Origin of the sequence: Saccharomonospora marina XMU15 (assembly GCF_000244955.1) — a bacterium.
In the GTDB taxonomy this organism is placed as follows: Bacteria; Actinomycetota; Actinomycetes; order Mycobacteriales; family Pseudonocardiaceae; genus Saccharomonospora_A; species Saccharomonospora_A marina.
In genome coordinates, this window is record NZ_CM001439.1 from 1,803,063 (window position 1) to 1,826,491 (window position 23,429).

At 69.4% G+C, this 23,429-nt stretch carries 20 protein-coding genes; 14 read left to right on the forward strand and 6 right to left on the reverse strand.

The features are described from left to right. Nucleotides 1–41 precede the first annotated feature (41 nt). Nucleotides 42–470 carry a VOC family protein gene (locus SACMADRAFT_RS08560; RefSeq protein ID WP_009153406.1) on the reverse strand — a complete coding sequence of 143 codons (429 nt, stop codon included), beginning with the start codon at nucleotides 468–470 and terminating at the stop codon, nucleotides 42–44. 42 nt (nucleotides 471–512) lie between these two features. Beyond that, nucleotides 513–947, reverse strand: a complete 435-nt coding sequence (locus tag SACMADRAFT_RS08565) for a helix-turn-helix transcriptional regulator (protein WP_009153407.1) — start codon at nucleotides 945–947, stop codon at nucleotides 513–515. Between SACMADRAFT_RS08565 and SACMADRAFT_RS29860 the strand changes: the two genes are divergently transcribed. From SACMADRAFT_RS29860 to SACMADRAFT_RS08590, 6 genes are all read left to right on the forward strand, one after another. Beyond that, nucleotides 946–1,107 carry a hypothetical protein gene (locus tag SACMADRAFT_RS29860; RefSeq protein ID WP_157617214.1) on the forward strand — a complete coding sequence of 54 codons (162 nt, stop codon included), beginning with the start codon at nucleotides 946–948 and terminating at the stop codon, nucleotides 1,105–1,107. The two genes, SACMADRAFT_RS08565 and SACMADRAFT_RS29860, sit on opposite strands and share 2 nt — an antisense overlap. A 167-nt stretch (nucleotides 1,108–1,274) precedes the next feature. Then, nucleotides 1,275–1,811 carry a (2Fe-2S)-binding protein gene (locus tag SACMADRAFT_RS08570; RefSeq protein ID WP_009153408.1) on the forward strand — a complete coding sequence of 179 codons (537 nt, stop codon included), beginning with the start codon at nucleotides 1,275–1,277 and terminating at the stop codon, nucleotides 1,809–1,811. Then, nucleotides 1,811–4,246: a xanthine dehydrogenase family protein molybdopterin-binding subunit gene (locus SACMADRAFT_RS08575; protein ID WP_009153409.1), complete on the forward strand. Its 2,436-nt coding sequence runs from the start codon at nucleotides 1,811–1,813 to the stop codon at nucleotides 4,244–4,246. Before SACMADRAFT_RS08570 ends, SACMADRAFT_RS08575 begins: the two co-directional genes overlap by 1 nt. Beyond that, nucleotides 4,243–5,097, forward strand: a complete 855-nt coding sequence (locus SACMADRAFT_RS08580; RefSeq protein WP_009153410.1) for an FAD binding domain-containing protein — start codon at nucleotides 4,243–4,245, stop codon at nucleotides 5,095–5,097. The genes SACMADRAFT_RS08575 and SACMADRAFT_RS08580 overlap by 4 nt, the downstream gene beginning before the upstream one ends. A 102-nt stretch (nucleotides 5,098–5,199) precedes the next feature. Then, on the forward strand, nucleotides 5,200–5,889 hold the full coding sequence (locus SACMADRAFT_RS08585; RefSeq protein WP_009153411.1) for an SRPBCC family protein: 690 nt from the start codon (nucleotides 5,200–5,202) through the stop codon (nucleotides 5,887–5,889). Nucleotides 5,890–5,935: 46 nt separating this feature from the next. Further along, on the forward strand, nucleotides 5,936–7,054 hold the full coding sequence (locus SACMADRAFT_RS08590) for an NAD(P)-binding domain-containing protein (RefSeq protein ID WP_009153412.1): 1,119 nt from the start codon (nucleotides 5,936–5,938) through the stop codon (nucleotides 7,052–7,054). 10 nt (nucleotides 7,055–7,064) lie between these two features. Here SACMADRAFT_RS08590 and SACMADRAFT_RS08595 read toward each other — a convergent pair whose 3' ends face one another. The 4 genes from SACMADRAFT_RS08595 to SACMADRAFT_RS08610 all read right to left on the reverse strand — a co-directional run bounded on the left by SACMADRAFT_RS08595 (nucleotide 7,065) and on the right by SACMADRAFT_RS08610 (nucleotide 11,435). Further along, nucleotides 7,065–7,484 (reverse strand): hypothetical protein, encoded by a 420-nt coding sequence (locus SACMADRAFT_RS08595; RefSeq protein WP_157617215.1) that lies wholly within the window; start codon nucleotides 7,482–7,484, stop codon nucleotides 7,065–7,067. Nucleotides 7,485–7,687: 203 nt separating this feature from the next. Then, nucleotides 7,688–9,124, reverse strand: a complete 1,437-nt coding sequence (locus tag SACMADRAFT_RS30310; RefSeq protein WP_009153414.1) for a YlbE family protein — start codon at nucleotides 9,122–9,124, stop codon at nucleotides 7,688–7,690. After that, nucleotides 9,121–10,593 (reverse strand): succinyl-CoA synthetase subunit alpha, encoded by a 1,473-nt coding sequence (locus SACMADRAFT_RS30315; protein ID WP_009153415.1) that lies wholly within the window; start codon nucleotides 10,591–10,593, stop codon nucleotides 9,121–9,123. Before SACMADRAFT_RS30315 ends, SACMADRAFT_RS30310 begins: the two co-directional genes overlap by 4 nt. After that, the gene (locus tag SACMADRAFT_RS08610; protein ID WP_009153416.1) at nucleotides 10,590–11,435 is read right to left on the reverse strand and encodes a DUF2877 domain-containing protein; all 846 of its coding nucleotides are present in this window, start codon (nucleotides 11,433–11,435) and stop codon (nucleotides 10,590–10,592) included. Before SACMADRAFT_RS08610 ends, SACMADRAFT_RS30315 begins: the two co-directional genes overlap by 4 nt. A gap of 83 nt (nucleotides 11,436–11,518) precedes the next feature. Here SACMADRAFT_RS08610 and SACMADRAFT_RS08615 point away from each other — a divergent pair, with 83 nt between their 5' ends. From SACMADRAFT_RS08615 to SACMADRAFT_RS08650, 8 genes are all read left to right on the forward strand, one after another. Continuing rightward, nucleotides 11,519–13,174: a PucR family transcriptional regulator gene (locus tag SACMADRAFT_RS08615; protein WP_009153417.1), complete on the forward strand. Its 1,656-nt coding sequence runs from the start codon at nucleotides 11,519–11,521 to the stop codon at nucleotides 13,172–13,174. 143 nt (nucleotides 13,175–13,317) lie between these two features. Further along, nucleotides 13,318–14,712 (forward strand): uracil-xanthine permease family protein, encoded by a 1,395-nt coding sequence (locus SACMADRAFT_RS08620; RefSeq protein WP_009153418.1) that lies wholly within the window; start codon nucleotides 13,318–13,320, stop codon nucleotides 14,710–14,712. Next, nucleotides 14,709–15,593: an FAD binding domain-containing protein gene (locus SACMADRAFT_RS08625; protein ID WP_009153419.1), complete on the forward strand. Its 885-nt coding sequence runs from the start codon at nucleotides 14,709–14,711 to the stop codon at nucleotides 15,591–15,593. Before SACMADRAFT_RS08620 ends, SACMADRAFT_RS08625 begins: the two co-directional genes overlap by 4 nt. Continuing rightward, on the forward strand, nucleotides 15,590–16,099 hold the full coding sequence (locus tag SACMADRAFT_RS08630; RefSeq protein ID WP_009153420.1) for a (2Fe-2S)-binding protein: 510 nt from the start codon (nucleotides 15,590–15,592) through the stop codon (nucleotides 16,097–16,099). Before SACMADRAFT_RS08625 ends, SACMADRAFT_RS08630 begins: the two co-directional genes overlap by 4 nt. Then, nucleotides 16,096–18,486, forward strand: a complete 2,391-nt coding sequence (cutA, locus tag SACMADRAFT_RS08635; RefSeq protein WP_009153421.1) for an aerobic carbon-monoxide dehydrogenase large subunit — start codon at nucleotides 16,096–16,098, stop codon at nucleotides 18,484–18,486. Before SACMADRAFT_RS08630 ends, cutA begins: the two co-directional genes overlap by 4 nt. Next, nucleotides 18,483–19,118 (forward strand): SRPBCC family protein, encoded by a 636-nt coding sequence (locus SACMADRAFT_RS08640; RefSeq protein WP_009153422.1) that lies wholly within the window; start codon nucleotides 18,483–18,485, stop codon nucleotides 19,116–19,118. The genes cutA and SACMADRAFT_RS08640 overlap by 4 nt, the downstream gene beginning before the upstream one ends. Before the next feature lie 207 nt (nucleotides 19,119–19,325). Beyond that, nucleotides 19,326–21,449 (forward strand): hydantoinase/oxoprolinase family protein, encoded by a 2,124-nt coding sequence (locus SACMADRAFT_RS08645; protein WP_009153423.1) that lies wholly within the window; start codon nucleotides 19,326–19,328, stop codon nucleotides 21,447–21,449. Further along, a complete protein-coding gene (locus SACMADRAFT_RS08650; protein ID WP_009153424.1) occupies nucleotides 21,446–23,389 on the forward strand; it encodes a hydantoinase B/oxoprolinase family protein in 1,944 nt (647 codons plus the stop codon). The genes SACMADRAFT_RS08645 and SACMADRAFT_RS08650 overlap by 4 nt, the downstream gene beginning before the upstream one ends. The last annotated feature ends 40 nt before the right edge of the window (nucleotides 23,390–23,429 follow it).

A 23,429-nucleotide genomic window follows, 5' to 3' on the forward strand; every position in this document is an offset into this window, starting at 1 on the left:
GCCGGTCCGGGTGGCGCCGCCGCCCCACGGCCGCTGCCCGCTCAGCTCCCGACGCTGTCGTACACCTGCGTGAGCCGGATGTGGTTGCCGGAGACGTCGCGGAATCCGGAGTCGATACCGTAAGGGCGCTCCTCGGGCGGTTCGACGAACTCGACGCCGCGGGCGGAGAGTTCCTCGTAAGCCTTCCTGCAGTCGTCGGTGGTCAAGAAGATCGTGGCCCCGACACCCTTCGACATCAGTTCGCGCACGGCGTCGCCGGTTTCCCTGTCCATCATGGGCGGTTGCGGGATGGGCATCAGCACGATCGAGATGTCGGGCTGACCCACCGGCCCCACGGTGAGCCAGCGGAAGTTGCCCAACTCCGGCACGGTGACGTCCGAGCGCACCTCCATACCGAGCTTGCGGGTGTAGAACTGCAGTGCCTCGTCCTGGTCGTGCACCCAGACCTGCATGCTGCCGATCTTGAACATCGTTCTCCTCACCTTCGCCTTCCGGTTCGCTTCGCGCTGACGCTACGACCCCGCCGCGCCGCGGTCTTCTCGAAACGTCCGGAGTCGCGGCCGCCCGTAGGCGCGCACCAGGCAGCCGGGAACGCGCGCGAGGTCGGCGGCGGGCGGGAACGCCTTGCGGTAGGCGGTGGGCGACATCCCGTAGGTGCGGGTGAAGCTCGCGGTGAACGAGCCGACACTGCTCAGCCCGACGCCGTGGCAGATCTCGGCGACGGAGCGGTCGGTGGTGCGCAACATGGCGGCCGCACGTTCCAGCCGCCGGGTGAGCAGGTAGGCGTGTGGTGATTCACCGAATGCCTTGCGGAACTCGTGGCTGAAGTGTGCTCTGGACAGTCCCGCCGCGCGCGCGAGGTCGGCAACGGTCAGTGGCTCGAAGTACCACGCGTCGGCGAGGTCCTTCGCACGTAGCACGTGCCGCGCGATGGGGTGGTTCGCCATGCCGACGAGTATCGCCGAGAGGACCGACAGGCAGCGGCAAGCAGCGGCAAGCAGCGGCAAGCAGCGACAAACACTCAAAGCACTGACAAGCGGCAGGCAGCGACAAACACCGAAAGCGCTGACAAGCACCCTGGACGTGCGGGTTTTGCCGCTGGGCTGAAAACCTCGGTATCGATCGAGGGAAGCGGCATCGCCTCTCCAGACGGGGGGTTGTCCCGGGGGCCGGGAAGTAGCAGGGTTTGTTGTGAAGCCGATCACCGCTTCGCGGTGGTCGGCCACGGCCGTTCCCCGGCCCGCCTCGCGGGCCGAGCCACCACAGGAGGCCCAATGCGCATCACCGTCACAGTCGACGGAACCAGCTACACCGACGACGTCGAGCCCCGGACTCTGCTGGTGCACTACCTGCGGCAGCAGTTGGGCAAGGTCGGCACCGTGGTCGGGTGCGACACCAGTAACTGCGGGGCGTGCACCGTGCACCTGGACGGGCACAGCGTGAAGTCGTGCTCGGTACTGGCGGTACAGGCCGACGGCAGCGAGGTCACCACCATCGAGGGCCTCGCCCGCGACGGCGAGCTGCACCCGGTGCAGCGGGCGTTCCACGACAACCACGCGCTGCAGTGCGGGTACTGCACCCCAGGGATGATCATGCAGTCGATCGATCTGCTCGCCGACAACCCGGACCCGGACGAGCAGACGGTGCGCGAAGGGCTGGAGGGCAACCTCTGCCGGTGCACCGGTTACCAGAACATCGTGCGCGCGGTGCAGGACGCGGCGCAGCACATGCGTCCGGGAGCGGGGCCCGCGGCCGAGCGAGTAGGCGAGCCGACCGGCACCGCGTCGGGCATCGGCGGGGGTGGTGAGTGATGACCTCCACCATCGAGCCGGAGGTCGGTAGGGCAAGGCTTCGCAAGGAAGACGCGCGCCTGATCACCGGCCGGACCCGCTGGACCGACAACATGATGCTGCCGGGGATGGTGCATCTGGCCGTGCTGCGCAGCACGCTGGCACACGCCAAGATCGTCAGCATCGACACCTCCGCGGCCAAGGAGATGCCTGGCGTCATCGCGGTCTACACCGGAGACGACCTCGACCCCGAAGGCGCGATCGGCATGCCGTGCGCCTGGCCCGTCACCCCGGACATGAAGTCACCCCGCAGGCCGGTGCTGGCGCAGGGCCAGGTCAACTTCGCGGGCGAGGGCGTGGCCGTGGTCGTCGCGCGCACCCCCGGCGAGGCCGAGGACGCACTCGAGGCCATCGACGTGGAGTACGACGAGCTTCCCGTGGTGCTCGGCATGGAGAACGCACTCGCCGAGGGTGCTCCGCTGGTGCACGAGGAGTTGGGCACCAACCGCAACGCGCTGTGGAAGTTCGACTCCGCCGAGGCGGGCTCCGGCGAGGACGTGGAACAGGCGATCAGCCAGGCAGAGGTCGTCCTCAAGCGCCGGTTCCGCCAGCAGCGCCTCGTCCCCGCCTTCATGGAGCCACGCTCGTGCGTGGTGGACCCGACGGCGGCGCAACTGACGATGTGGTCGGCCACCCAGATCCCGCACATCCTGAAGACGATGTCCGCGCTGACGCTCGGCATTCCCGAGCACAAGATCAGGGTGATCGCGCCCGACGTCGGCGGGGGCTTCGGCGGCAAGATCGCCGTGCTGCCCGAGGAGATCATGTCGCTGCTGGTGGCGCAGAAACTCGGCACGCCGGTGAAGTGGACCGAGTCCAGGTCGGAGACCATGATGGCCGCCCACCACGGCCGCGACCAGATCCAGGATCTGACCATCGCGGCCAGGCGCGACGGCACCATCACCGGCCTGAAGGTCGAGCTGATGGCCGACATGGGGGCCTACCTCGGGCTTGTCGGGCCCGGCGTGCCGATCCTCGGTGCCTTCATGTTCAACGCGATCTACAAGATCCCGGCCTACCATTTCGCGTGCACGAACGTGTTCACCAACACGGCGCTCACAGACGCCTACCGTGGCGCGGGCAGGCCGGAGGCCACCTTCGCGATCGAGCGGATAATGGACGAACTCGCCGCCGAGTTGGACATGGACCCGATGCGGCTGCGGGAGCTGAACTGGATCAAGCACGAAGAGTTCCCGTACACCACGGTCTCGACGCTGACCTACGACTCGGGCAACTACGAGGCCGCCACCGAGAAGGCGATGCAGCTCTTCGACTACGAGGGGCTTCGCCGCGAGCAGCGTGAGCGCAGGGAGCGCAACGACCCGGTGCAACTGGGCATCGGTATCTCCACCTTCACCGAGATGTGCGGACTGGCGCCTTCGCGGGTGCTCGGCTCGCTCGACTACGGCGCGGGCGGCTGGGAACACGCCGCGATCCGGATGCTGGCCACCGGCAAGGTCGAGGTGGTCACCGGGTCCTCCGCGCACGGGCAGGGGCACGAGACGGCGTGGAGCCAGATCGTGGCCGATCAACTCGGCGTGCCGTTCGAAGACGTCGAGGTACTGCACGGCGACACCCAGTCCTCGCCGAAGGGTCTGGACACCTACGGCTCGCGTTCGCTGGCCGTCGGCGGGATCGCCGTCGTGAAGGCAGCCGACAAGGTGATCGCCAAGGCGAGGCGGATCGCCGCCCACATGATGGAGTGCTCCGAGGACGACCTGGAGTTCTCCGGCGGCAAGTTCACCGTGAAGGGCACGGACCGTTCCACCGGCATCCAGGACGTCGCCTTCGCCGCCTTCATGGCACACGACCTGCCCGACGGCGTGGAGCCGTCACTGGACTCCGAGGCCGTGTACGACCCGGAGAACTTCTCCTTCCCGCACGGCACGCACCTGTGCGCGGCCGAGGTGGACACCGAGACCGGGCGGGTCACCCTGCGGTCGTACGTGTGCGTGGACGACGTCGGCACCGTGGTCAACCCACTCATCGTGGAAGGCCAGATCCACGGCGGTCTCGCGCAGGGCATCGCGCAGGCGTTGTTCGAGGAAGCCGTCTACGACGAGGGCGGCACGCTGACCTCCGGCACCTTCGCCGACTACCTGCTGCCGTCCGCGGCCGACCTGCCGTCGTTCACCACCGACCGCACCGAGACCCCGTCCACGACCAACCCGCTCGGCGTCAAGGGTGTCGGCGAGGCGGGCACCATCGCATCCACGCCTGCCGTGGTCAACGCGGTGGTCGACGCGGTGCGGCACTTCGGTGTCAACGACATCGAGATGCCGCTCACGCCGATGCGCGTGTGGAAGGCCATCCGAACCGGCGAGAAGGCCGCGGGCGGCCCCGGTGCGGAGGCAGGCGGCGGCCTCGGTTCCATCGACTCTGGAGGTGCGCAGTGATCCCCGCCCCGTTCGACTACGTCGCTCCGTCCAGCGTGGACGAAGCCGTGCGTGCCCTCGCCGAAGCGGGGGAGGACGCCAAGGTGTTGGCGGGCGGGCAGAGCCTGCTCCCCGTGCTGCGGATGCGCCTGGCCACGCCGACCACGCTGATCGACCTCAACCGTGTGCCGGAGTTGCGCGGGGTCCGCGAGGACGGCGACTCGCTGGTGATCGGGTCGATGACCACGCACTACGACGTGCAGCGCGACCCGCTGGTCGCCGAGCACGCCGCGTTGCTGGCCAGGGCAACCGACACGGTGGCCGACCCGCAGGTGCGGCACCGGGGCACGTTCGGCGGTTCCATCGCACACGCCGACCCGGCCGGTGACCTGCTCGCGCCCGCGCTGGCGATGGACGCCGAAATGGTGGTCGCGGGCATGGACGGCAGGCGCGCGATCCCCGCCGCGGAGTTCTTCCAGGACTTCTTCACCACCGCGATGCGGCCGGAGGAACTCCTGGTGGAGATCAGGGTGCCGAAGCACACCGGCTGGCATGCGCACTACGAGAAGTTCAACCGGGTGGCGCAGGCCTGGTCCATGGTGGCAGTCGCTGCCACGGTACGCACCGAGGGCGACACCATCGCGGAGGCGAAGATCGGGCTGACGAACATGTCGTCGGTGCCGGTGAGGGCGGGCGCGGTCGAGCAGGCACTCGTCGGGCAGCAGGCCACGGAGGAGACCATCCGGGCGGCGGCGCAGCACGCGGCCGAGGGCACCAACCCGACGGTCGACGGCAACGCCGACGTGGAGTATCGACAGCAGCTCGCGAGGGTACTCACCGGAAGAGCGATCAGTTCGGCGATGGCGGGGTGACACGTGCCCCCAAGGCCACCACGGTCGCGCACGACCCAACTAGAGTGGCCTTGGGGGTGTCTCGCCTCCGAGTACGTGAGGACGTAGAAAGGAGGTCGGCCCGTGCGGCTCGACCACGAGTTCACCGTTCCGGCGCCCATCGACGAGGTGTGGAAGGCGGTGCTCGATCCGGAACGCGTGGCGCCATGCATGCCCGGAGCCACCCTCAGCTCCGTCGAGGGCGACAACTTCAAGGGCACGGTGAAGGTCAAGCTCGGGCCGGTCTCCTTGCTGTACAAGGGCTCGGGCGAGTTCGTCGAGAAGGACGAGCAGGCCAGGAAGCTGCTCATCAAGGCCTCGGGCAAGGACGCGCGCGGTGCGGGCACCGCGGCGGCGACGGTGACGGTGACGCTGACCGCCGAGGGCGGTTCCACCAAGGGAAACGTCGCCACCGACCTGAATGTCACCGGCAGGCCCGCCCAGTTCGGCCGCGGCATGATCTCCGAGGTGGGTGGCAAGATCCTCGACACCTTCGCCGCGAACCTCGCCGACACGCTCGGTGCCACGGGTAAGGAGGAGGCGCCCGCCGAGCCCGAGGCCAAGCCTGCAGCGGGTGCGGCCGCCCCGGCCGAGGAGCCACAGAAGCCGAAGCTGGAGTCCGTCAAGCCCACGGGGGAGTCCCAGCAGGCGGAGGCCATCGACCTGTTCGATTACGCGGGCGCTTCGGTCGCCAAGCGGCTGGCCCCGGTGGTCGCGGGTCTGGCCGCGCTGTTCGCGGTCATCGCGATCATCCGCGCCATCCGCCGCCGCTGACGGTCGCCACGGGAAGTGGCGCGGCCCCGACCGCGTTGCACCTGGCATGCGGGTTGACCACGAGATCGACGTCGCCGTCATCGGTGCGGGGCAGGCCGGGCTGTCCGCCGCCTACTTCTTGCGCCGGGCGGGTGTGCCCGCAGAATCTGGCTTCGTCGTGCTCGACCACGGCGAGCGCCCAGGGGGCGCCTGGCAGCACCGTTGGCCCTTGCTGCGGATGGGCAAGGTGCACGGCATCCATGATCTGCCCGGTATGGCACTGGGGGCAGTGGACAGGCGGCTACCGGCGTCGGAGGTGGTCTCCGCCTACTTCGACCGCTACGAGAACGCCTTCGACCTGCCGGTGCGCCGACCCGTCGACGTACGTTCGGTCGGCCTGACCGGCGACGGCCGCTTCCTGGTGAGAAGCGCCACCGAGTCGTGGCTCGCGCGCGGCGTGCTCAACGCGACCGGAACGTGGGACAAGCCGTTCCGGCCGTACTACCCGGGCGTGGAGTCGTTTCGAGGCCCTCAGCCGCACACCGTCGACTACACCGGTGCGCAGGAGTTCGCGGGCCGCAGGGTCGTGGTGGTCGGCGGCGGCACCTCGGCAGTGCAACTGCTGCTGGAGATCGCCGAGGTGGCGGCCGAGACGACGTGGGTGACGCGCAGGCCGCCGGTGTTCCGCGACGCGGAGTTCACCCCCGAGTTCGGCCGTGCCGTGGTGGCGGAGGTGGACCGGCGGGTGCGTGGGGGCAAGCCCCCTGGCAGCGTGTCGGGCTTGACCGGCCTGCAGCTCACCCCGGAGGTGAGGGCAGCGATTCGGGAGGGGATTCTCGACCGCAGGCCGATGTTCCAGCGCGTCACCCCGGAGGGGGTGCGGTGGGCCGACGGCACCGAACAGCGTGCCGACGTCATCCTGTGGGCCACCGGTTTCCGCGCCGCTCTCGACCATCTCGCACCGCTGCGGCTGCGCGAACCGGGCGGTGGTATCCGGATGGACGGCACCAGGGTGGTCGCGCAGCCGCGACTGCATCTGCTCGGCTACGGCCCCTCGGCCAGCACGATCGGAGCCAACCGTGCCGGCCGTGCGGCCGTGCGCGAACTGCTGGCACAGCTGGATCGGCCGCTGGGCCCGGTCACCGGCGGGCGAGCCCGCTCGACCGGCGCGGTCGACGCGGCCTGAACCAACGGCACTAGGCGGAACCGCAGGTCCAGCTGCTATACCCCCAGCTGGTCCCGCTTCCGTACTCACCGAGGCCGACCTGGATGCACACCGCGGTGCCTTCGGGATAGCTCTTGTTCCAGCTGCGCATCGTTTCGTAGCCGTCGGGGTTCCACAGCAGGAAGTCGTAACCGTTGCCCGACTTCACGGGTTCGACGTCGACCCGCATGACCGCGGAATGGCCGTCATAACAACGGTCCAGGAGATAGAACCACTCGCCGTGATCCTCGAATTGCCCGTTGGCGCAGTAGCCATCACTCGAGGTGGTCATGAGGTAGTCGGCATGGGCGGGCATGGTGAACGTCCCCAGTGCCGCGGTGGTGACCATCATGACCGACAGTGCTCGGCGAGCCCATCGCTTTCCTCGGTTCGACTTCCTGGTTGCTGTCATGGCATTCCGATCGATCTCGGGACTGTTCCTCACTCCCGGACCGTAGTTGCCGCCGCTGACGCATCACTGACTCGGAACCGACCGCACGCGTCCCTTACTCGGTGATCTTGTCCAGCGGCTCCGCGGAGTCCGCGATCACCGAGTGTTGCTCCAGGTGCGGGAACTTCAGGAAAGGCTGCTGTGCTGGTGAGCGCGTTTCGCCGCTAGACCCCGGTCCTGCCCGCGGCCATGGCTGGTTCGCTCGCCCGCGCGCGGGCCCGCTCGGCGAGCGCGGCCAGCGCGGCGGGGAAGATCTCGGCGGGTGGCTTGACCAAGCCCGCTCCGACCTGGCCGACGCCGGGCTGCCTGCCCGCCATTCCGGTGTTGATCTGCGGCAGGATGCCGGTACGGCACACCAGGCTGACGTCGATGCCGGTCGGGGTGCCCTTGAACTCCAGGATCGGGATGCTCCAGCGAGGGTTCTCGGTCAGCGTGATCTCGTACATCCGTCGCGTGGTGGCCAGTGCCTGCGGCACGCTGCCGCCGACGAACCTCACGATCGGTGGGGCGGTGGCCATGGCGAACCCGCCGAGGCCCGCGGTCTCGGTGATCGCGGAGTCACCGATGTCGGGGTTGGCGTCGTCCGGTCCGAAGTCGCCGATGAACAGCCCGTCGGCGAGTTGAGCCGGTCCGGTGAACCACTGGTCGCCGGTACCGGCCACCTGAATGCCGAAGTCGGTGCCGTTGCGGGCCATCGCGACCACCATGGTGGAGCCGTCGATGCCCCTGGCGGCGTCGAGCGCGAGCTTGCAGGCGGGCATCGCCAGGTTGAGGAAGAAGTGATCGTTGCCGCCGACGAACCGGAACACGTCGGCGAGGTCGGTGCCCGCGTGGCCGGAAGACACCAGAGCAGGCGCGAGATCTCGAAGCAGCATCAGGGTTCCCGCCCGGTTGCGGTTGTGAGCCTCGTCGCCCATCTGCACCATCTGCGTGAGGATGGCGGTGATGTCGATCGGGCCGGTGGCGCGCACGGCGTCGCGCAGCATGGGACCGAGTACGCTGCCCATCCAGCGCAGCCGCTCGAGCACGTCAGGTGCGTAGGCGCCGTAGCGCAACACCTTGCCGAGTCCCTCGTTCAGCGAGCAGTAGGTGCGCCGCCCCGAGTCGGGGTCCTGCAGCACGAACATCCACATCGACGGTGACACCACACCGGCCATCGGCCCCACCGCGCCCCGGTGGTGGCACGGCTCGAACGTCAGGCTCCCGGTTTCCAGCAGCGTGGCGGCGTCGTCGGGTTCGGCGACGATGCCTTCCAGCGCGGCGGCGCCGAGCAACGCCCCGCGCAGCGGGCCGGACGCGCGGTCCCAGCCGATGGGTGGTCCCGCGTGCAGGAAGTGGCCTCGTTCGAGGCCGAGTGCCTCACTGGCCGGCACCACGTCCACCAGCATCGCCCGCACGTCCAGCACGGCTCGAGCCGCGCGCTGGTTAGCCTCGTGGCGCAGCGGGTCCGCCATGACGGTCGCCAGGTCCGCCTCGGTGCCCGGCACCGGAGGCCGCCAGTCCACTTGCGACACGGCGACGGCCTGATCGGACAGTGCCGTGGCGAACAGTTCGGCTCCGGCGTTGACGACCGCTGCCGGAGCGCGGGTGGGGCGGTTCATCGGGCACCTCCGGTGACCAGCTCGACGGCACGCCGCGTGGCGTGGGCATTGGACAGGTAGACCTCGGCGCCCGCCTCGGCCAGCGCGCCCGCCTGCGTGTGCAGTCCCTGCGGGTCCGATTCGGTACCGACGCAGGCGACGACGACCGGCACCTCACGCCGTAGCCGTGCCGACCTGATGGCGGGCGCGAGTGTGGCGGCCGGATCGGGCTCGGCGCCGTGGCCGAGTACCACGTCCAGCAGTACCACGGCGGTTTCCGGATCGGCGGCCGCCTTGACCAGCTGCTCCAGCCGCAGCGTCGGGTCGATCATCGGGTGCGCCCTGCCCGTGGTCAGCGCGTCGTCACCGAAATCGACCATGCTGTGCCCCTCGACGGTGAAAGCGCCGCCGAGGGCGGGCCCGGCTTCGAGAGGGATGTTGCTGTGGATGGGGCCGAGCTTCTCGCTCGCGATGAGCATCGCCTCGTCGCACAGCGTGCCGCCCGCGAACAGGCCACGCAGGTATCGGCCCGCTGCCGGTGCGGTCGGCCTGCCCCAGCGCGGCCAGCGCGGTGCAGGCCTGCCGAGTGCGGCCAGCGCGGCTTCGGCCGATGCGGTCAGGTCCGCTTCACCGGGGGCCAGCATGGCGAGCAACACGGGGGTGTCCAGCTGGTCGGCGAAGGCGCGCACGGCGTCGGCGACCTGCGGTGCGGGAGGCTTGGACACCACCACGATCAGCTCGACGGCGGCGTCGGCGTCCAGCCTACGCAGTGCCGCCATTGTGGACAGTCCGCCGATCTCGGCGCCGAGGTCGCGGCCACCGACGCCCAGCGCGGCGCTGACCCCGACGCCTGCCGCGTCGAGCAGACACAGCAGCTGCTGGCATCCGGTTCCGGACGCGGCGACCAACCCGACAGGACCCGGGCGGGTGGCGTTGGCGAAGCCGAGCCCTACGCCGCCGACCACCGCCGTGCCGCAGTCGGGTCCCATCACCAGCAGCTCGCGCTCGGCCGCGGTGCGCTTGAGGGCCAGTTCCTGCTCCACCGGCACGTTGTCACTGAAGATCAACACGTCGCGACCGGCGTCGAGAGCGTCCATCGCCTCGACGAACGCGTGCGGGCCGGGCACCGACACCAGCGCCAGTTCGGCGCCTGAGCGGGCCAGCGCCGACCGCGTCGTACGCGGTGCGGCGACCCGGTCGGTGCCGTCACTGCCGTCGCGGGGGGCCGACAGCGCCGACTCCACGGCGGCCAGTGCCGCAGGCAGGGTTTCCTCGTCCTCGAGGCGAAGCGCTACCACCATGTCGTTGGGTGACGTCATGGGCAGCTGGAAGCCCATCGAGGCGAGCACCTCGACATTGAGCGGGGTCGCCATCACCACCTGGGCGGCGATCACCCCTGGTAGTGCGGTGACCTGGCGACTCACCTGTAGCAGGGTCACGGAGTCGGCATAGGCGCCGGGGCGCAGCTCGACGTGGACGACACCGGTCACACGAGGGTCCTTTCGGTGGGGAAACGCTGGAGCAGGTCGAGCGCGAGGTGCAGGCCGAGCGCCAGGCCGTGGCCGGAGGTGTGGCCGACCTCCAGCAGCGCCGCCAGCCCGGCGGCACAGCCGGGGCCTGCCGAGGCGAGGTCGGCCACCAGCCGCCGAAACCGCGGCAGCGCCTCGCCGCGGGCGGCGCAGTCGAGCAGCGTCGCCGACAGCGTGGTGGTGTTGCGGGAGGCCAGTGCCGCGACGGCGGCCGCGACCGGACGAAGCCGGGCGGGGTCGTGTCCACCGAGGACACCGGCGGCCACCGTCGCGAGCCAGCCGCAGAGCACGTCGTCGCCGAGCGGTGTCAGCCCGCTGCCGCGGCCGAGCAGCAGCGGCACGGCGGCGGGGTCACCGTCGCCGAGCAGTGTCAGCGCGGCCGCGGGCAACTCCTCGCGGGTGTGCGGCAACGGCGGGCAGACCTTCGCGAGTGCCCGTGCCGCTCGCCGTGCCGCGGCGGGAGGCAGCGCCGGGACCGATGCCTCGACCACTCGGCCCACGGTCAGCCGCGCGCCGCCGAGCAGCAGCGACCCGCCCCCAACCCGTGCGCGCGATCCGGGCGGCGTCGGCGTGGCGAGACCCTCGGCCAGTGACGCCAGGGTGGTGCGCAGTCCGCAGGGCACCGCGGTGGCGGACCGGGACAGCACGCCGAGGCAGAAGCCGTCGACGTCGAGGTAGACCGCGTCGTGGCCGGCGTGTACCACGGTGGCGGTGCGCACGCGGCCCGCGAGTACGTCGCGAACACGACCGGTGGCGGCCACCCTGATCGGGGTTGTGGCCGAAACGTGATGCGACGCGAGCATTCCTCGGACGCTAGTCGTTCGGTACGGTACCCCGAATGGTGAGTGTTGCCAACGTTAGCGTTGATCAACGGCAGGAGATGCCAATGCGCCGGTATTTCCTGCCGTTGCGGGAACTGCTCACGCTGAGTTGTCTGGACGGGACCATCGTGCTCGCCGGAGCCGCCGGACTCGACCGCCCGGTGTCGGCGGTCAACGTCATGGAGGTCCCCGATGTGCTGGACTGGGTGAAGCCGCACGAACTGTTGGTCACCACCGGATACCCGCTCGCGGCAGGCGACGGTGACCCCGCCGTCACTCTCACCGAACTGCTGCCCGGGCTGCACGCCAACAACCTCGCCGGGATGGGTGTCAAACTCGGCCGCTACCTCGACTCCGTCGCGGCCGACGCGCTCGCCGCCGCCGATGAACTCGGCTTCCCCGTCCTCGGCCTGCCGAGGGACCTCGCCTTCGACGACCTCATCGTGCAGGTCTTCGCGCAGTTGGGACACCGGCACGACGACGCGCTCGCCCGCGCGGACACGTTGCACACCACGCTTTCCCAACTGGTTCTGCACGGTGCCGACCTGAACCGGATCAGCGCCGAGGTAGCGCGGGTGCTCGGTGTGGGCATCGTCGTCACCTCCACCGACGGGCGAGAGTGGGGCGGGGCGCTCGACGACGCGGCGCGCGACCAACTCGTGCGACTCGATCTGATCGACTCCTCCGGCCGGGTCCGCGTCGAGCGGCTGAGGATGGGTCCGCATCCGGTCGCCGACGGTGAGGCGCGGGTGCTTCCGGTGCCCGCGGGCGGCACCGATCTCGCGCGGCTGGTGTGTGTCGCCCCCGGGCGCGCGCTGGGCTACGACGATGTGCAGGCGCTGGAGCGCACCGCGATCATCGTCGCGCTGCTGCTCACCCGCCAGCAGGCGGTGGCCGTGGTGGAGAACAAGTACCGAGGAGACTTCCTGCGCGACGTGTTCCTCGACCGCGCGGGGGACGAGGCCTTCGTCGTCGAGCACGCCCGCACCTTCGGCTGGGAACTCGACCGGCCGATGGCCGTGCTCTGCGCCGAGATGGACCCGGTGGACGCGGCGGAGGAACCGGTTTCCGACAGCACTCGCCGGTTGTGGCAGGAACGGTTCGCCGCTGCCTGGCGGAAGGTGTGCGAGTCGTGGGACCGCTCGATCTCCACCGTGGACTTCTCCACGGAGGTGGTGAGCCTGCTGCCGACGTCGGTGACCGGTGACTCGCCCCGCGCCGCCGTGGACCGGTTGGTCGGCGACGTCGCGGGCGACAGGGGCGGTGGACGGCGGCCGTTCTCGGTAGGGGTGAGTCGCGTGGTGTCGTCGGTGAAGGAACTGCCGACCGCGTACAACCAGGCGCGGCGCGCGATCCAGGTCGGCAGGCGCATCAGCGGCGGACGTTGCACCACCTGGTTCGACGACCTCGGCCTGCATCGGCTCATCGCGCTGGTGCCCGATCCCCGCGAGTTGCACGAGTTCGCCCACGACGTGCTGGGTGACCTCGCCGCCGACACCGCGGAGGCGGCTGATCTACGGGTAACGTTGCAGGTGCTGCTCGACACCAACCTCAACGTGGCCGAAGCCGCTCGCAAGCAGTTCTTCCACTACAACACCATGCGATACCGCATCAGCAAGCTGCAGACGATGCTCGGCCCGTTCACCACGGACCCGTTGCTGCGGCTCAACGCAGCGGTGGCGCTGCAGGTGCTCGACCTGCATCGCGACTCCGCGCGATGAGCGGGTTCGCCCGCGGGGCCCCGCCAGCAAGGTGTGCCAGTGCCACGGCTGTTTGTTCGGCAGATGTGGACAGTGCTGCTGTGTGATCCGCAGCATTAGCGTCAGCCCAAAATTTTCGGCCAGCGCAGCGTCGAGGAGATGTCGTGACCAAATCCATGTTCAGCTGGAAAGTTGTCCACGGCGGGAAGGCTCCGCCACCGTGCGCCGCCGTGGGCCCGATGGAGCGGCTCAGTTGGGGGCGCACCCTGGGGCTGGGTGCCCAGCACGTCGTCGCCATGTTCGGTGCCACGTTCGTGTTCCCGTTGGTGATGGGTCTCGACCCCAACCTCGCGATCATGTTCTCGGGTGTCTGCACCATCATGTTCCTGCTGATCGTGCGCAACCGGGTGCCGAGTTACCTGGGCACCAGCGCCTCGTTCGTGGCTGCGGTGACCGCGATCCGCGCGCAGGGCGGCGACTCCGCCGACGTCACAGGGGCGATCCTGGTCGGCGGCCTCGTGCTCGCCGCGATCGGCCTGCTGATCCACTTCGGAGGGTCGCGGATCCTGCACAAGGTGCTGCCACCCGCGGTCACCGGCGCGGTGATCATGCTGATCGGCTTCAACCTCGCTCCGGTGGTCGCGGATGTCTACTGGCATCAGGATCAGTGGATCGCGCTGCTGACCGCGACGTTCATGGTGCTTGCCGCGGTGCTGCTGCCCGGGTTCTGGTCTCGCATCGCGGTGTTCCTCGCGCTGGTGTTCGGCTATGTCGTGTCCTGGTTGGCGGACAGTGTTTTCGGGCAGATCACCTCGGTGTTGCCCACGAGTGACGGCGAGGCCGTGCCACACAACCGCGTTTCGTGGGAGCAGGTTCAGCAGGCGGACTGGTTCGGGCTGCCGAGCGGGCAGCTCGCCGACGGGGTCTCCGTGGTGCACGCACCGTCGTTCTCGCTGACGTTCGTGCTGCTGGTGCTGCCAGGTGTCATCGCCCTCATCGCCGAGAACGCGGGCCACGTCAAGGCCGTGGCGCAGATGACGGGTGACGATCTCGACCCCTACATGGGCAGGGCGATCGGTGCCGACGGGCTCGCCACCGCGCTGGCCAGTGCGTTCGGCGGTTCGCCCACCACGACCTACGCGGAGAACATCGGCGTCATGGGCACCACCAGGGTGTACTCCACCGCAGCCTACTACGCCGCCGCCGGTGTGGCCATCCTGCTCGGGCTGTCGCCGAAATTCGGTGCTGTGGTCAACGCGACCCCCGGTGGCGTGCTCGGCGGGATCACCCTGGTGCTGTACGGGATGATCGGGCTGATCGGCGTGAAGATCTGGGTGGAGAACCGCGTCGACTTCGGCAATCCGGTGAACCTCATCGGGCTCGCGGCCGGGCTGATCGCCGGTATCGGCGGGGTGAGCCTGACCTTCACCGAGAACTTCGAACTCGGCGGCATCGCGCTGGGCACGATCCTGGTGATCGTGTACTTCCACCTGGTGAAGGGCCGCAGCAAGCAGCTCGCCTCCGACGAGACCGCGGAAGACGCGGTGGGCCCGAAGTGAAGCCCGCTCCGTTCGAGTTCGCCCGCCCCACCACGCTGGCGCGGGCGCTGGAGCTACTGGCGACCCACCCCGACGCGAAGGTTCTCGCGGGTGGCCAGAGCCTGATCCCGTTGCTGTCCATGCGACTGGCCTCCCCCGGGATGCTCGTCGACATCAACGCCATCGCCGAGCTGTCCCGGATCACCTGGGACAGCTCGGGGGTGCGCGTCGGCGCGGTGGCAAGGCACGCCGACGTCGAGGCGCACCCGCAGGCCCGGCGTGTGCAGCCGCTGCTGTCCAAGGCGCTGCGGCTGGTCGCGCATCCGGCCATCCGCAACAGAGGCACCACGGTGGGTTCCATCGTGCACGCCGACGCGGCGGCCGAGATGCCGACGGTGTTGCGGCTGCTCGACGGGCACGTCACGGCCGCGTCCACACGCGGCACTCGCACGATCGCCGCCGACGAGCTGTTCATCGGTCCGCTGGAGTCCACCGTGCGCAAGGACGAGCTTGTCACCGACGCGTTCTTCCCCGCGTTGGGCCTGCGGTGCGGCGTCGGTTGTGACGAGATCGCCCGCAGGCACGGCGACTACGCAATGTGCGGTGCGGCCGCCGTCGTCTGCTCGGCACCGGACGGCCGGGTGACGTCGGTGCGTGCGGGCTACTTCTCGGTGTGCGAGGTGCCGACCGTGGTCGACCTGTCGGAGGTGTTCGCCTCTGGTGAGCTGACCGAGGGCGCACTGACCGACGCTGCCGAACTCGCGGCGGCCTCGCTCGACCCGGTGGACGACATCCACGGCAGCGCCGAGTACCGCGGCCTGCTCGCCCGCGTGCTCACCCGCCGCGTGGTGCGCGCCGCATACGACGATTCCCGTACCAGGCAGGCGGAGGTGATCGGGTGAGCGAGCAGACCCACGACATCTCGTTGCACGTCAACGGAGTCCTGCGGCGGGCGTCCGTGCCCGCGCGGCGGCTGCTCAGCGATGTCCTGCGGCACGACCTGCGGCTGACCGGTACGCACGTCGGATGCGAGCACGGGGTCTGCGGTGCCTGCACCGTGCTCGTCGACGGCAGGCCGATGCGATCGTGCCTGTTGCTCGCGGTCTCCGCGCAGGACTACCGGATCACCACCGTGGAGGGGCTGAGCGAGCCGGACGGCTCACTCGGCCCGGTGCAGCGAGCGTTCAAGGAATGCCACGGGCTGCAGTGCGGATTCTGCACCCCGGGGTTTCTCACCACGATCACGGCGGGGCTGGCGGACAATCCGCGCCCGACGACGGAGGAGGCCAGGGAGATGATCGCCGGAAACCTCTGCCGCTGTACCGGCTACCACAACATCGTCGCCGCGGTGTGCCGGGCCGCCGAGTTGGCGGAGGGCACCGGCGACGGGACCGAGGAGCCGAAGTGACCACGCGGATGATGGGGGAGAAGGTCCGCAGGGTCGAGGACGACCGGCTGGTCACGGGCAACGGGCAGTACGTCGACGACCTGCTTCCCGGCGCGCTGGAAGCGGCGGTGCTGCGCAGCCCGCACGCGCATGCGCGGATCGTCGACATCGACGTCGATCCGGTACTGGACATCGACGGCGTGTTCGCGGTCTACACCTACGACGATCTGACCGGGCCGATGGCGCAACCGCTGCCGGTGCTCATTCCACACCCGACACTCACCCAGGGCCGCGCCCAGTACGCGCTGGCCAAGGACGAGGTGAACCATGTCGGCGAGGCGATCGCCTTCGTGGTGGCCCGCGACCGCTACATAGCGGAGGACGCCGTTTCGCGGATCAAGGTCAGCTACGAGCCGCTGCCGCCGGTGGTCGGGGTGGAGGCGGCGCGCGCCGCCGAGCACCTGGTGCATCCGGACGTGCCGGGCAACGTGGCGGCCAGGATGGAGCAGTCGGTGGGCGACGCCGACGCGGCGATCGATGCGGCCCCGCACCGGCTCACGCTCGAACTCGACATCGAGCGCAGCGCGTCGATGCCGCTGGAAGGCCGCGGCACGGTGGCCAGATGGGACACCGATGCGCGCAGGCTCCAGGTGTGGAGCTCGACGCAGACCTCCACCGGGGTGCGCGCGGCGGTCGCGGCGAAGCTGGGCCTCGATCTGGCGCAGGTGGACGTGATCACCCCCGACGTCGGCGGCGGGTTCGGCGTGAAGATCCTGCACCCCTGGCCGGAGGAACTACTGGTGCCGATGGCCGCGATGGCGCTGGGGCGGCCGGTGAAGTTCACCGAGGACCGCCGCGAGCACTTCATCTCCTCGGCGCACGAGCGTGGCCAGCACCATGAGGTCGAGGTCGGCTTCGACGACGAGGGCAGGTTGCGGGGACTGTCCGTGCGGTTCTGGCACGATCACGGCGCCTACACGCCGTACGGTCTGATCGTTCCCATCATCACGTCCACCCAACTGCTGGGACCGTACAAACCGCACAACTATCGCGTGGTCTTCGAAAGCCTATACACCAACACGGTCGTCGTGACGCCGTACCGCGGAGCGGGCAGGCCGCAGGGGGTGTATGTGATGGAGCGGACGATGGACGCGATCGCGGCGCATCTCGGCAAGGACCGCGCCGAGGTGCGCGCCGCCAACTTCATCCAGCCGGACGAGTTCCCCTACGACCACGGACTGACCTTTCAGGACGGGCGGCCGCTGCGATACGACTCCGGTGACTTTCCCGCTTCGCTGGAGAAGCTGAAGAAGCTCATCGGCTGGGACGACTTCGAAACCATGCGAGACGAGCTGCGCGCGCGGGGGCGCAGGGTCGGCATCGGGCTCGCCTGCTACGTCGAGGGCACGGGTGTTGGGCCGTACGAGGGCGCGCACATCCAGGTCGAGACGTCGGGCAAGGTCAAGGTCGCTATTGGACTGACCTCGCAGGGGCAGGGACACCACACCGCGTTCGCGCAGGTGGTGGCCGACGAGCTGGGGGTGCCGTTCGAGAACGTGGAGGTCGTCACCGGTGACACCCGCCGGATGCCCTACGCGGTGGGAACCTTCGCCTCTCGCGCCGCGGTGATGAGCGGCACGGCGGCCGCGCTGGCGGCACGCAAGGTCAAGGACAAGGCGTTGCGCATCGCGGCCGAGGCGCTGGAGGCGTCGGTCGACGACCTCGAACTCGTCGACGGTGAGGTGCGGGTGAAGGGCGCGCCGGATTCGCGGATGGAGCTCGGCACGGTGGCCGTGCTGTCCAACCCGTTGCGGTACGCCTTCGACGAGGCGTCCAAGGCGGCGACGCAGTTCTCCGTCGGCAACGCCGACCGGCCGCCGATCGCCGAGAACGAACAGCCCGGTCTGGAGGGCGCCGAGTTCTACTCGCCACAACAGTCCACGTTCGCCAACGGCATGCACGCCGCGATCGTGGAGACCGACCCCGACACCGCCGAGATCCGCATCCTGCGATACGCGGTGGTGCACGACTGCGGCACGCTGATCAACCCGATGATCGTGGAGGGGCAGATCCACGGCGGTGTCGCGCAGGGCGTCGGCGGCGCGCTGTACGAGCGGATGGCCTACGACTCGTCGGGGCAGTTGCTCAACGCGTCGTTCATGGACTTCTTGATGCCGTTCGTCACCGAGGTCCCGGAGTCCATCGACATCGACCACCTGGAAACCCCCTCGCCGCTCAACCCGCTCGGCATCAAGGGTGCGGGCGAGGCGGGGGTGATCCCGTGCTCGGCGGTGTTCGCCTCCGCGATCGAGGACGCCGAGGGGCTGCCGATCACCTCGATGCCCATCTCCCCTTCGGAGCTGTTTCACCTTCGGCTCCGTCACCAGGAAGGACGCACTACCTCATGAGAATCGCCGGACAGGCCACCCTGAACGCCCCGGTCGAGCAGGTCTGGGACGCGTTGCTGGACCCGGCGGTGCTGGTCCGTACCATTCCCGGCTGTGAGCGGCTGGAAACGACGGGGGAGAACTCCTACTCGATGACCGTCACGGCCGGTGTCGCTTCGATCAAGGGAACCTACGCGGGCACGTGCAGCCTGCGTGATCTGGACCCGCACCGGTCGCTGGTGTTGTCGGCCCAGGGAACGGGTGCTCCGGGAACGATCAGCGCGGACGTCAAGGTGGCTTTCGCTGACAACTCCGACGGAACCACCCTGCTGTCCTACGACGCCGACGCCGTGGTCGGCGGGATGATCGGCGGCGTGGGACAGCGGATGCTGACCTCGGTCAGCAAGCGGTTGGCCGGTGAGTTCTTCAACGCCGTGGACGGTGTGCTGGCGGGCGCGGTGCCTGGCGGCCAGGCGGAGGCAGCCGTCGAGCCGGTAAAGCCGACTCCCCCGGGCGCCGCGGTGTTCACCGCACCCGCACCCGCAGCAGCGAGGGAGTCGGAGCCGTTCCTGAAAGGTGTGGCACTGGGTGCTGGGCTGGTGTTGCTCGGGGTGTTGGCGGGCTCGTTGGCGGGCAGGCGCTGCCGGGGGTAGCACTCACCGACTCCAGGCTCGCGCCGCCGCCGGCATCATGGTCCGGCGGCGGCGCGGGCCGTTTCGGGCCCTGTCACGGGCGGCGACGGGTGGGTTGCCTCGGCGGGACGGACACCACGAAATCTGGCAGGGTATGCCAATGATCTGCCCTCGTGGTGGGAGATAGTGCCATAGTCGGAGGTGGCTGGGCAGGTTTGAATCTGCTGCATGAGTGAGCAGCGCCGCATCCGTATCGGGATGGATACCGGGGGCACCTTCACCGACGTCGTCGCCTTCGACGAGGCGACCGGTGAGTTGACCGTCACCAAGACACCGTCCACACCGGACAACCCTGCCGACGGTTTCATGACGGGCATCGAGAAGGTGCTGGCCGTGCTGGGTGGTTTCGAAGGCACGGACGGCCCGGATCGGGGCGCCGCCATCAGTGCGGTCAGCCACGGCACCACGGTTGCCACCAACCAACTGCTCGAAGGCAAGGTCGACAGGCTCGGCTTCATCACCACCGAGGGCTACGAGGCGGTACTGGAGATCGCCAGGCAGAGCGTGCCGGACGGCTACGGCAACTCCTACTTCTGGGTCAAGCCGGACCGGATCGTCCCGCGTCACCTGGTGCGCTCGGTGCAGGGCAGGCTCGACCACACCGGCGCGGAAATCCGGCCCTTCGACGAGGCCGCGGCTCGCGAGGTCGCTCGCTGGTTCCGGCAGAAGGGAATCGAGGCGATCGGCGTGTGCTTCCTGCACGCCTACGCCAACCCCGCACACGAGGAGCTGATGCGGGCCGTGCTCGCCGAGGAACACCCCGACGCGGTGGTGTCGGTGTCGTCGCAGGTGCTGCGGGAGTACCGCGAATACGAGCGGTCGATGACCACGCTCGTGGACGCGGCGGTGAAGCCGAAGCTGTCCCGTTACGTCAACAACATCAAGACCAGGCTGGACGCCTACGCCACCTCCGAGGGCAAGGCCGGTCCGCCGCTGTACGTGATGAAGTCCAACGGTGGCGTGCTCAGCGCCGACGAGGTGGTGCACCAGCCGATCACCACCGTGTTGTCCGGTCCCGCCGCGGGTGCGCTCGGTGCGGCGCTCATCGCGCAGACGGCCGGCTTCCACAAGGTCGTCACCTGCGACGGCGGCGGCACCTCCACCGATGTCTCGGTCGTCATCGACGGTGAACCGACCCTGACCACCGAGGGCAGCGTGGGGGCCTACCCCTGCAAGATCCCGATGATCGACGTCGCGACGGTCGGCGCGGGTGGCGGTTCGATCGCCTGGCTCGCCCCGGAAGGCAACCTCAAGGTCGGCCCACACTCGGCGGGGGCCGATCCCGGGCCGCTGTGCTACCTCAAGGGCGGCACCGACGTCACCGTCACCGATGCCCACGTGGTGCTCGGTCGCATCCCCGCGCACCTGCTCGGCGGTGAGATCCCGCTCGACGTCGAGGCCGCACGCAACGGGCTGCGGACGCTGGCGGGCAAGCTGGGACTCACGGTGGAGCAGTGCGCCACCGGGGTGTTGGAGATCTCGGCCTGGAACCAGGCCAACGCGCTGCGGCAGATCACCGTCAAACGCGGGCTCGACGTGCGCGACTTCACCCTCACCACGTTCGGCGGCTCGGGTTCGCTGCTGCTGTGCAGGCTCGTCGACATCCTGAACCTGCCCGCGGTGCTCGTTCCGCCCAACCCCGGCAACGTCTCGGCTTTCGGCCTGCTCACCGTGGACGTGAAGAACGACTACGTGCGAACCCACGTGTGCCTGCAAGAAGCGCTCACCCCACAGGCACTGTCCACAGCGTACACCGAACTCACCGAGCAGGCACGGGCGGCGCTGCTGAAGGAAGGCTTCGCCGAGTCCGAGCACCAGTTCGTGCGCACCGCCGACGTCCGCTACTTCGGGCAGGCCTTCGAGGTCCGGGTACCCGTGCCGGAAGGGCCGGTCGACGAGGCGCTGATCGAGGAGGTGGCCCGCCGCTTCCACGTCGAGCACCGCGCGCTGTACGGCTACGACTTCGCCGCCGACGACAGCCAGCAGGTCGAGTGGGTCAACCTGCGGGTCGCCGGGATCGGCGCCATCCGGCGGCCACGGTTGGTGGCACACGAGATCGCCGCCGACCTCGGCGCTGCTGAGGAACGTTCCCGCCGAGGAGTGTGCTTCGACGCCGAGCAGGGCTACCTCGACACGCCGGTCTACTGGCGGCCGGACCTGCGGCCGGGCCAGGTCGTCGCAGGCCCCGCGATCGTGGAGGAGTTCGGCGCCACGGTGCCGCTGCACCCAGGCTTCACCGCACGCATCGACCAGTACCTCAACATCATCGTGACCCGGGAGGGGCAGGCATGAACACCACCACCGACAGCCGCAGAGCACCGACCCGGTTCCCGTTCGACACCCTGACGGCGGACGCGGGCGCGAGCGCCGACCCGGTGCTGGTCGAGATCGTGCAGGGCAGCCTCGCCTCGGTGGAGATGGAGGTGGAGACCGCCATCGCACGGACCTCACGCAGCCCCATGATCCGCGACGCGCACGACTTCCGGGCAGGTATCCACGACCGGCTGCTGCGCAAGCTGACCGGGCGCTCCTACAGCGCGTTGGTGCATCCGGTGGTGCGCGACTTTCCGCTGGAGCAGATGAAGCCGGGCGACGTGTTCTTCCACAACGACGTCTACCGCTCCGAGGGCGGGATCGGCCACCTGCCCGACCTGTGTGTGACAGTGCCCGTCTTCCACGACAGTGGTCGCGGGCCGCAGGTGGTGGCGTTCGTGCAGGCGTTCGGCCATCACGACGACATCGGTGGGGCGGTGCCCGGCTCGATGCCCAGCCAGGCCACCAGCGTGTTCGAGGAAGGCCTGATGGTGCCGCCGATCCGGTTGTGGGAGCAGGGCGAACCCAACCGCGCGGCGCTTTCCATCATGACGAGGAACTCGCGCATGCCCGAGTCGCTGGCGGCCGACCTCGACGCCGAGTGCGCGGCCTGCCTGATGGGGGCGCGCAGGCTCGGCGAGCTGTTCGACCGCTACGGCCGCGACACCGTCGAGGCCTGCTTCGACGCCGTCATCGACCGCACCACCCAGACCTACCGGCGAGAGATCCTGTCGAAGATCCCGGTCGGCTCGTGGGTGTGGGAGGACTACGCCGAGCACGACGGCGTGGAGGAGCCCAAGCTGCACCGGCAGCGGATCACGCTGACCAGGACCGCGCCCGACGACCCGGACGGGGAGCGGCTCGTCATCGACTTCGCGGGCACCTCCCCGCAGGCGAAGGGCCCGATCAACCACTGCGGCGACTACTCCGACGGGGTGTTTCTGAAGAAGTGGCTCGCCCCGATCCTGCGCAACCTGGCCGACACCCCGGAGCGGATGGCCGAACTGGACGTCAACGAAGGCATCGTGCCGCTGATCGAGATGCGGTTCCCGCCGCCGGGAACGCTGCTGACGCCGGTGTTCCCTGCGCCGACCAACGCGCGAACGTTCGTCATCCTGCGGTTGCTCGGTGTGCTGGCCGGGGTGGTCGCCAAGGCGGTGGACGGCGACATGCCCGCCGACCAGGAGACGATCCGATACACCGGCGTGTACGGGCAGGACCGTGAGGGGCGGCCCTACCTGATGCGGGAGGTGCTGGGCGGCGGCTCGGGCGGCAGGCCCTACGCCGACGGTGAGGACACCATCCACGTCGTTCCGGATTCCCGGAACCTGCCGACGGAGTTCACCGAGTCGCGTTTCCCGTTCCTGGTGGAAAAGCTGTCACTGGCGGTCGACTCGGGCGGCGCGGGGAAGTTCCGTGGCGGGCTGGGTTACGAAAAGCACATCCGGATGCTGCGTGATGCGCACTTCATGTCGATCGCCGACCGGTCCATTCTGTCCTGTTGGGGTGTCAAGGGAGGCAAGGCGGGAAGGCCGTTCGAGGTGACCATCGATCCGGGCGGGCCGAACGAGCGGCAGGTGGACGCGCTGGCCGACGCCGAACCGGTGCGAGCCGGCGAGGTGATCCGGATACGCACGACGGGTGGCGGGGGCTGGGGTGACCCGCTGCAGCGCGATCCCGAACTCGTCGTCCGCGATGTGGTGTGGCGCAAGGTTTCCTGGGCTGCCGCACTGTCGGACTACGGGGTTGTGCTGACCGGATCGCTGGAGGACGACACGGTGGGCTACGACGAACTGGCCACCCGGCGCCACCGTGACCGGATGCGTGAGCACACCGAAGAGTCGGCGTTCTTCGACCGGGGACCCGGCTACGCGCGACTCAGCGGCGGGCAAACCACCGCCGATGTCGACCGGATCTGACGGGGCCGGCCTCGATGGCAGCTTCTGTCGGATGTCGCCG

Bases quoted from the DNA above. Each gene is read 5' to 3' on its own strand.
- SACMADRAFT_RS08565 (WP_009153407.1), bottom strand. From the start codon at position 947: ATGGCGAACCACCCCATCGCGCGGCACGTGCTACGTGCGAAGGACCTC.
- SACMADRAFT_RS08595 (WP_157617215.1), bottom strand. From the start codon at position 7,484: ATGACAGCAACCAGGAAGTCGAACCGAGGAAAGCGATGGGCTCGCCGA.
- SACMADRAFT_RS08560 (WP_009153406.1), bottom strand. From the start codon at position 470: ATGTTCAAGATCGGCAGCATGCAGGTCTGGGTGCACGACCAGGACGAG.
- SACMADRAFT_RS08575 (WP_009153409.1), top strand. From the start codon at position 1,811: ATGACCTCCACCATCGAGCCGGAGGTCGGTAGGGCAAGGCTTCGCAAG.
- SACMADRAFT_RS08640 (WP_009153422.1), top strand. From the start codon at position 18,483: ATGAGAATCGCCGGACAGGCCACCCTGAACGCCCCGGTCGAGCAGGTC.
- SACMADRAFT_RS30310 (WP_009153414.1), bottom strand. From the start codon at position 9,124: ATGAACCGCCCCACCCGCGCTCCGGCAGCGGTCGTCAACGCCGGAGCC.
- SACMADRAFT_RS08610 (WP_009153416.1), bottom strand. From the start codon at position 11,435: ATGCTCGCGTCGCATCACGTTTCGGCCACAACCCCGATCAGGGTGGCC.
- SACMADRAFT_RS08645 (WP_009153423.1), top strand. From the start codon at position 19,326: ATGAGTGAGCAGCGCCGCATCCGTATCGGGATGGATACCGGGGGCACC.
- SACMADRAFT_RS29860 (WP_157617214.1), top strand. From the start codon at position 946: ATGCCGACGAGTATCGCCGAGAGGACCGACAGGCAGCGGCAAGCAGCG.
- SACMADRAFT_RS08570 (WP_009153408.1), top strand. From the start codon at position 1,275: ATGCGCATCACCGTCACAGTCGACGGAACCAGCTACACCGACGACGTC.
- SACMADRAFT_RS08615 (WP_009153417.1), top strand. From the start codon at position 11,519: ATGCGCCGGTATTTCCTGCCGTTGCGGGAACTGCTCACGCTGAGTTGT.
- SACMADRAFT_RS08650 (WP_009153424.1), top strand. From the start codon at position 21,446: ATGAACACCACCACCGACAGCCGCAGAGCACCGACCCGGTTCCCGTTC.
- SACMADRAFT_RS08590 (WP_009153412.1), top strand. From the start codon at position 5,936: ATGCGGGTTGACCACGAGATCGACGTCGCCGTCATCGGTGCGGGGCAG.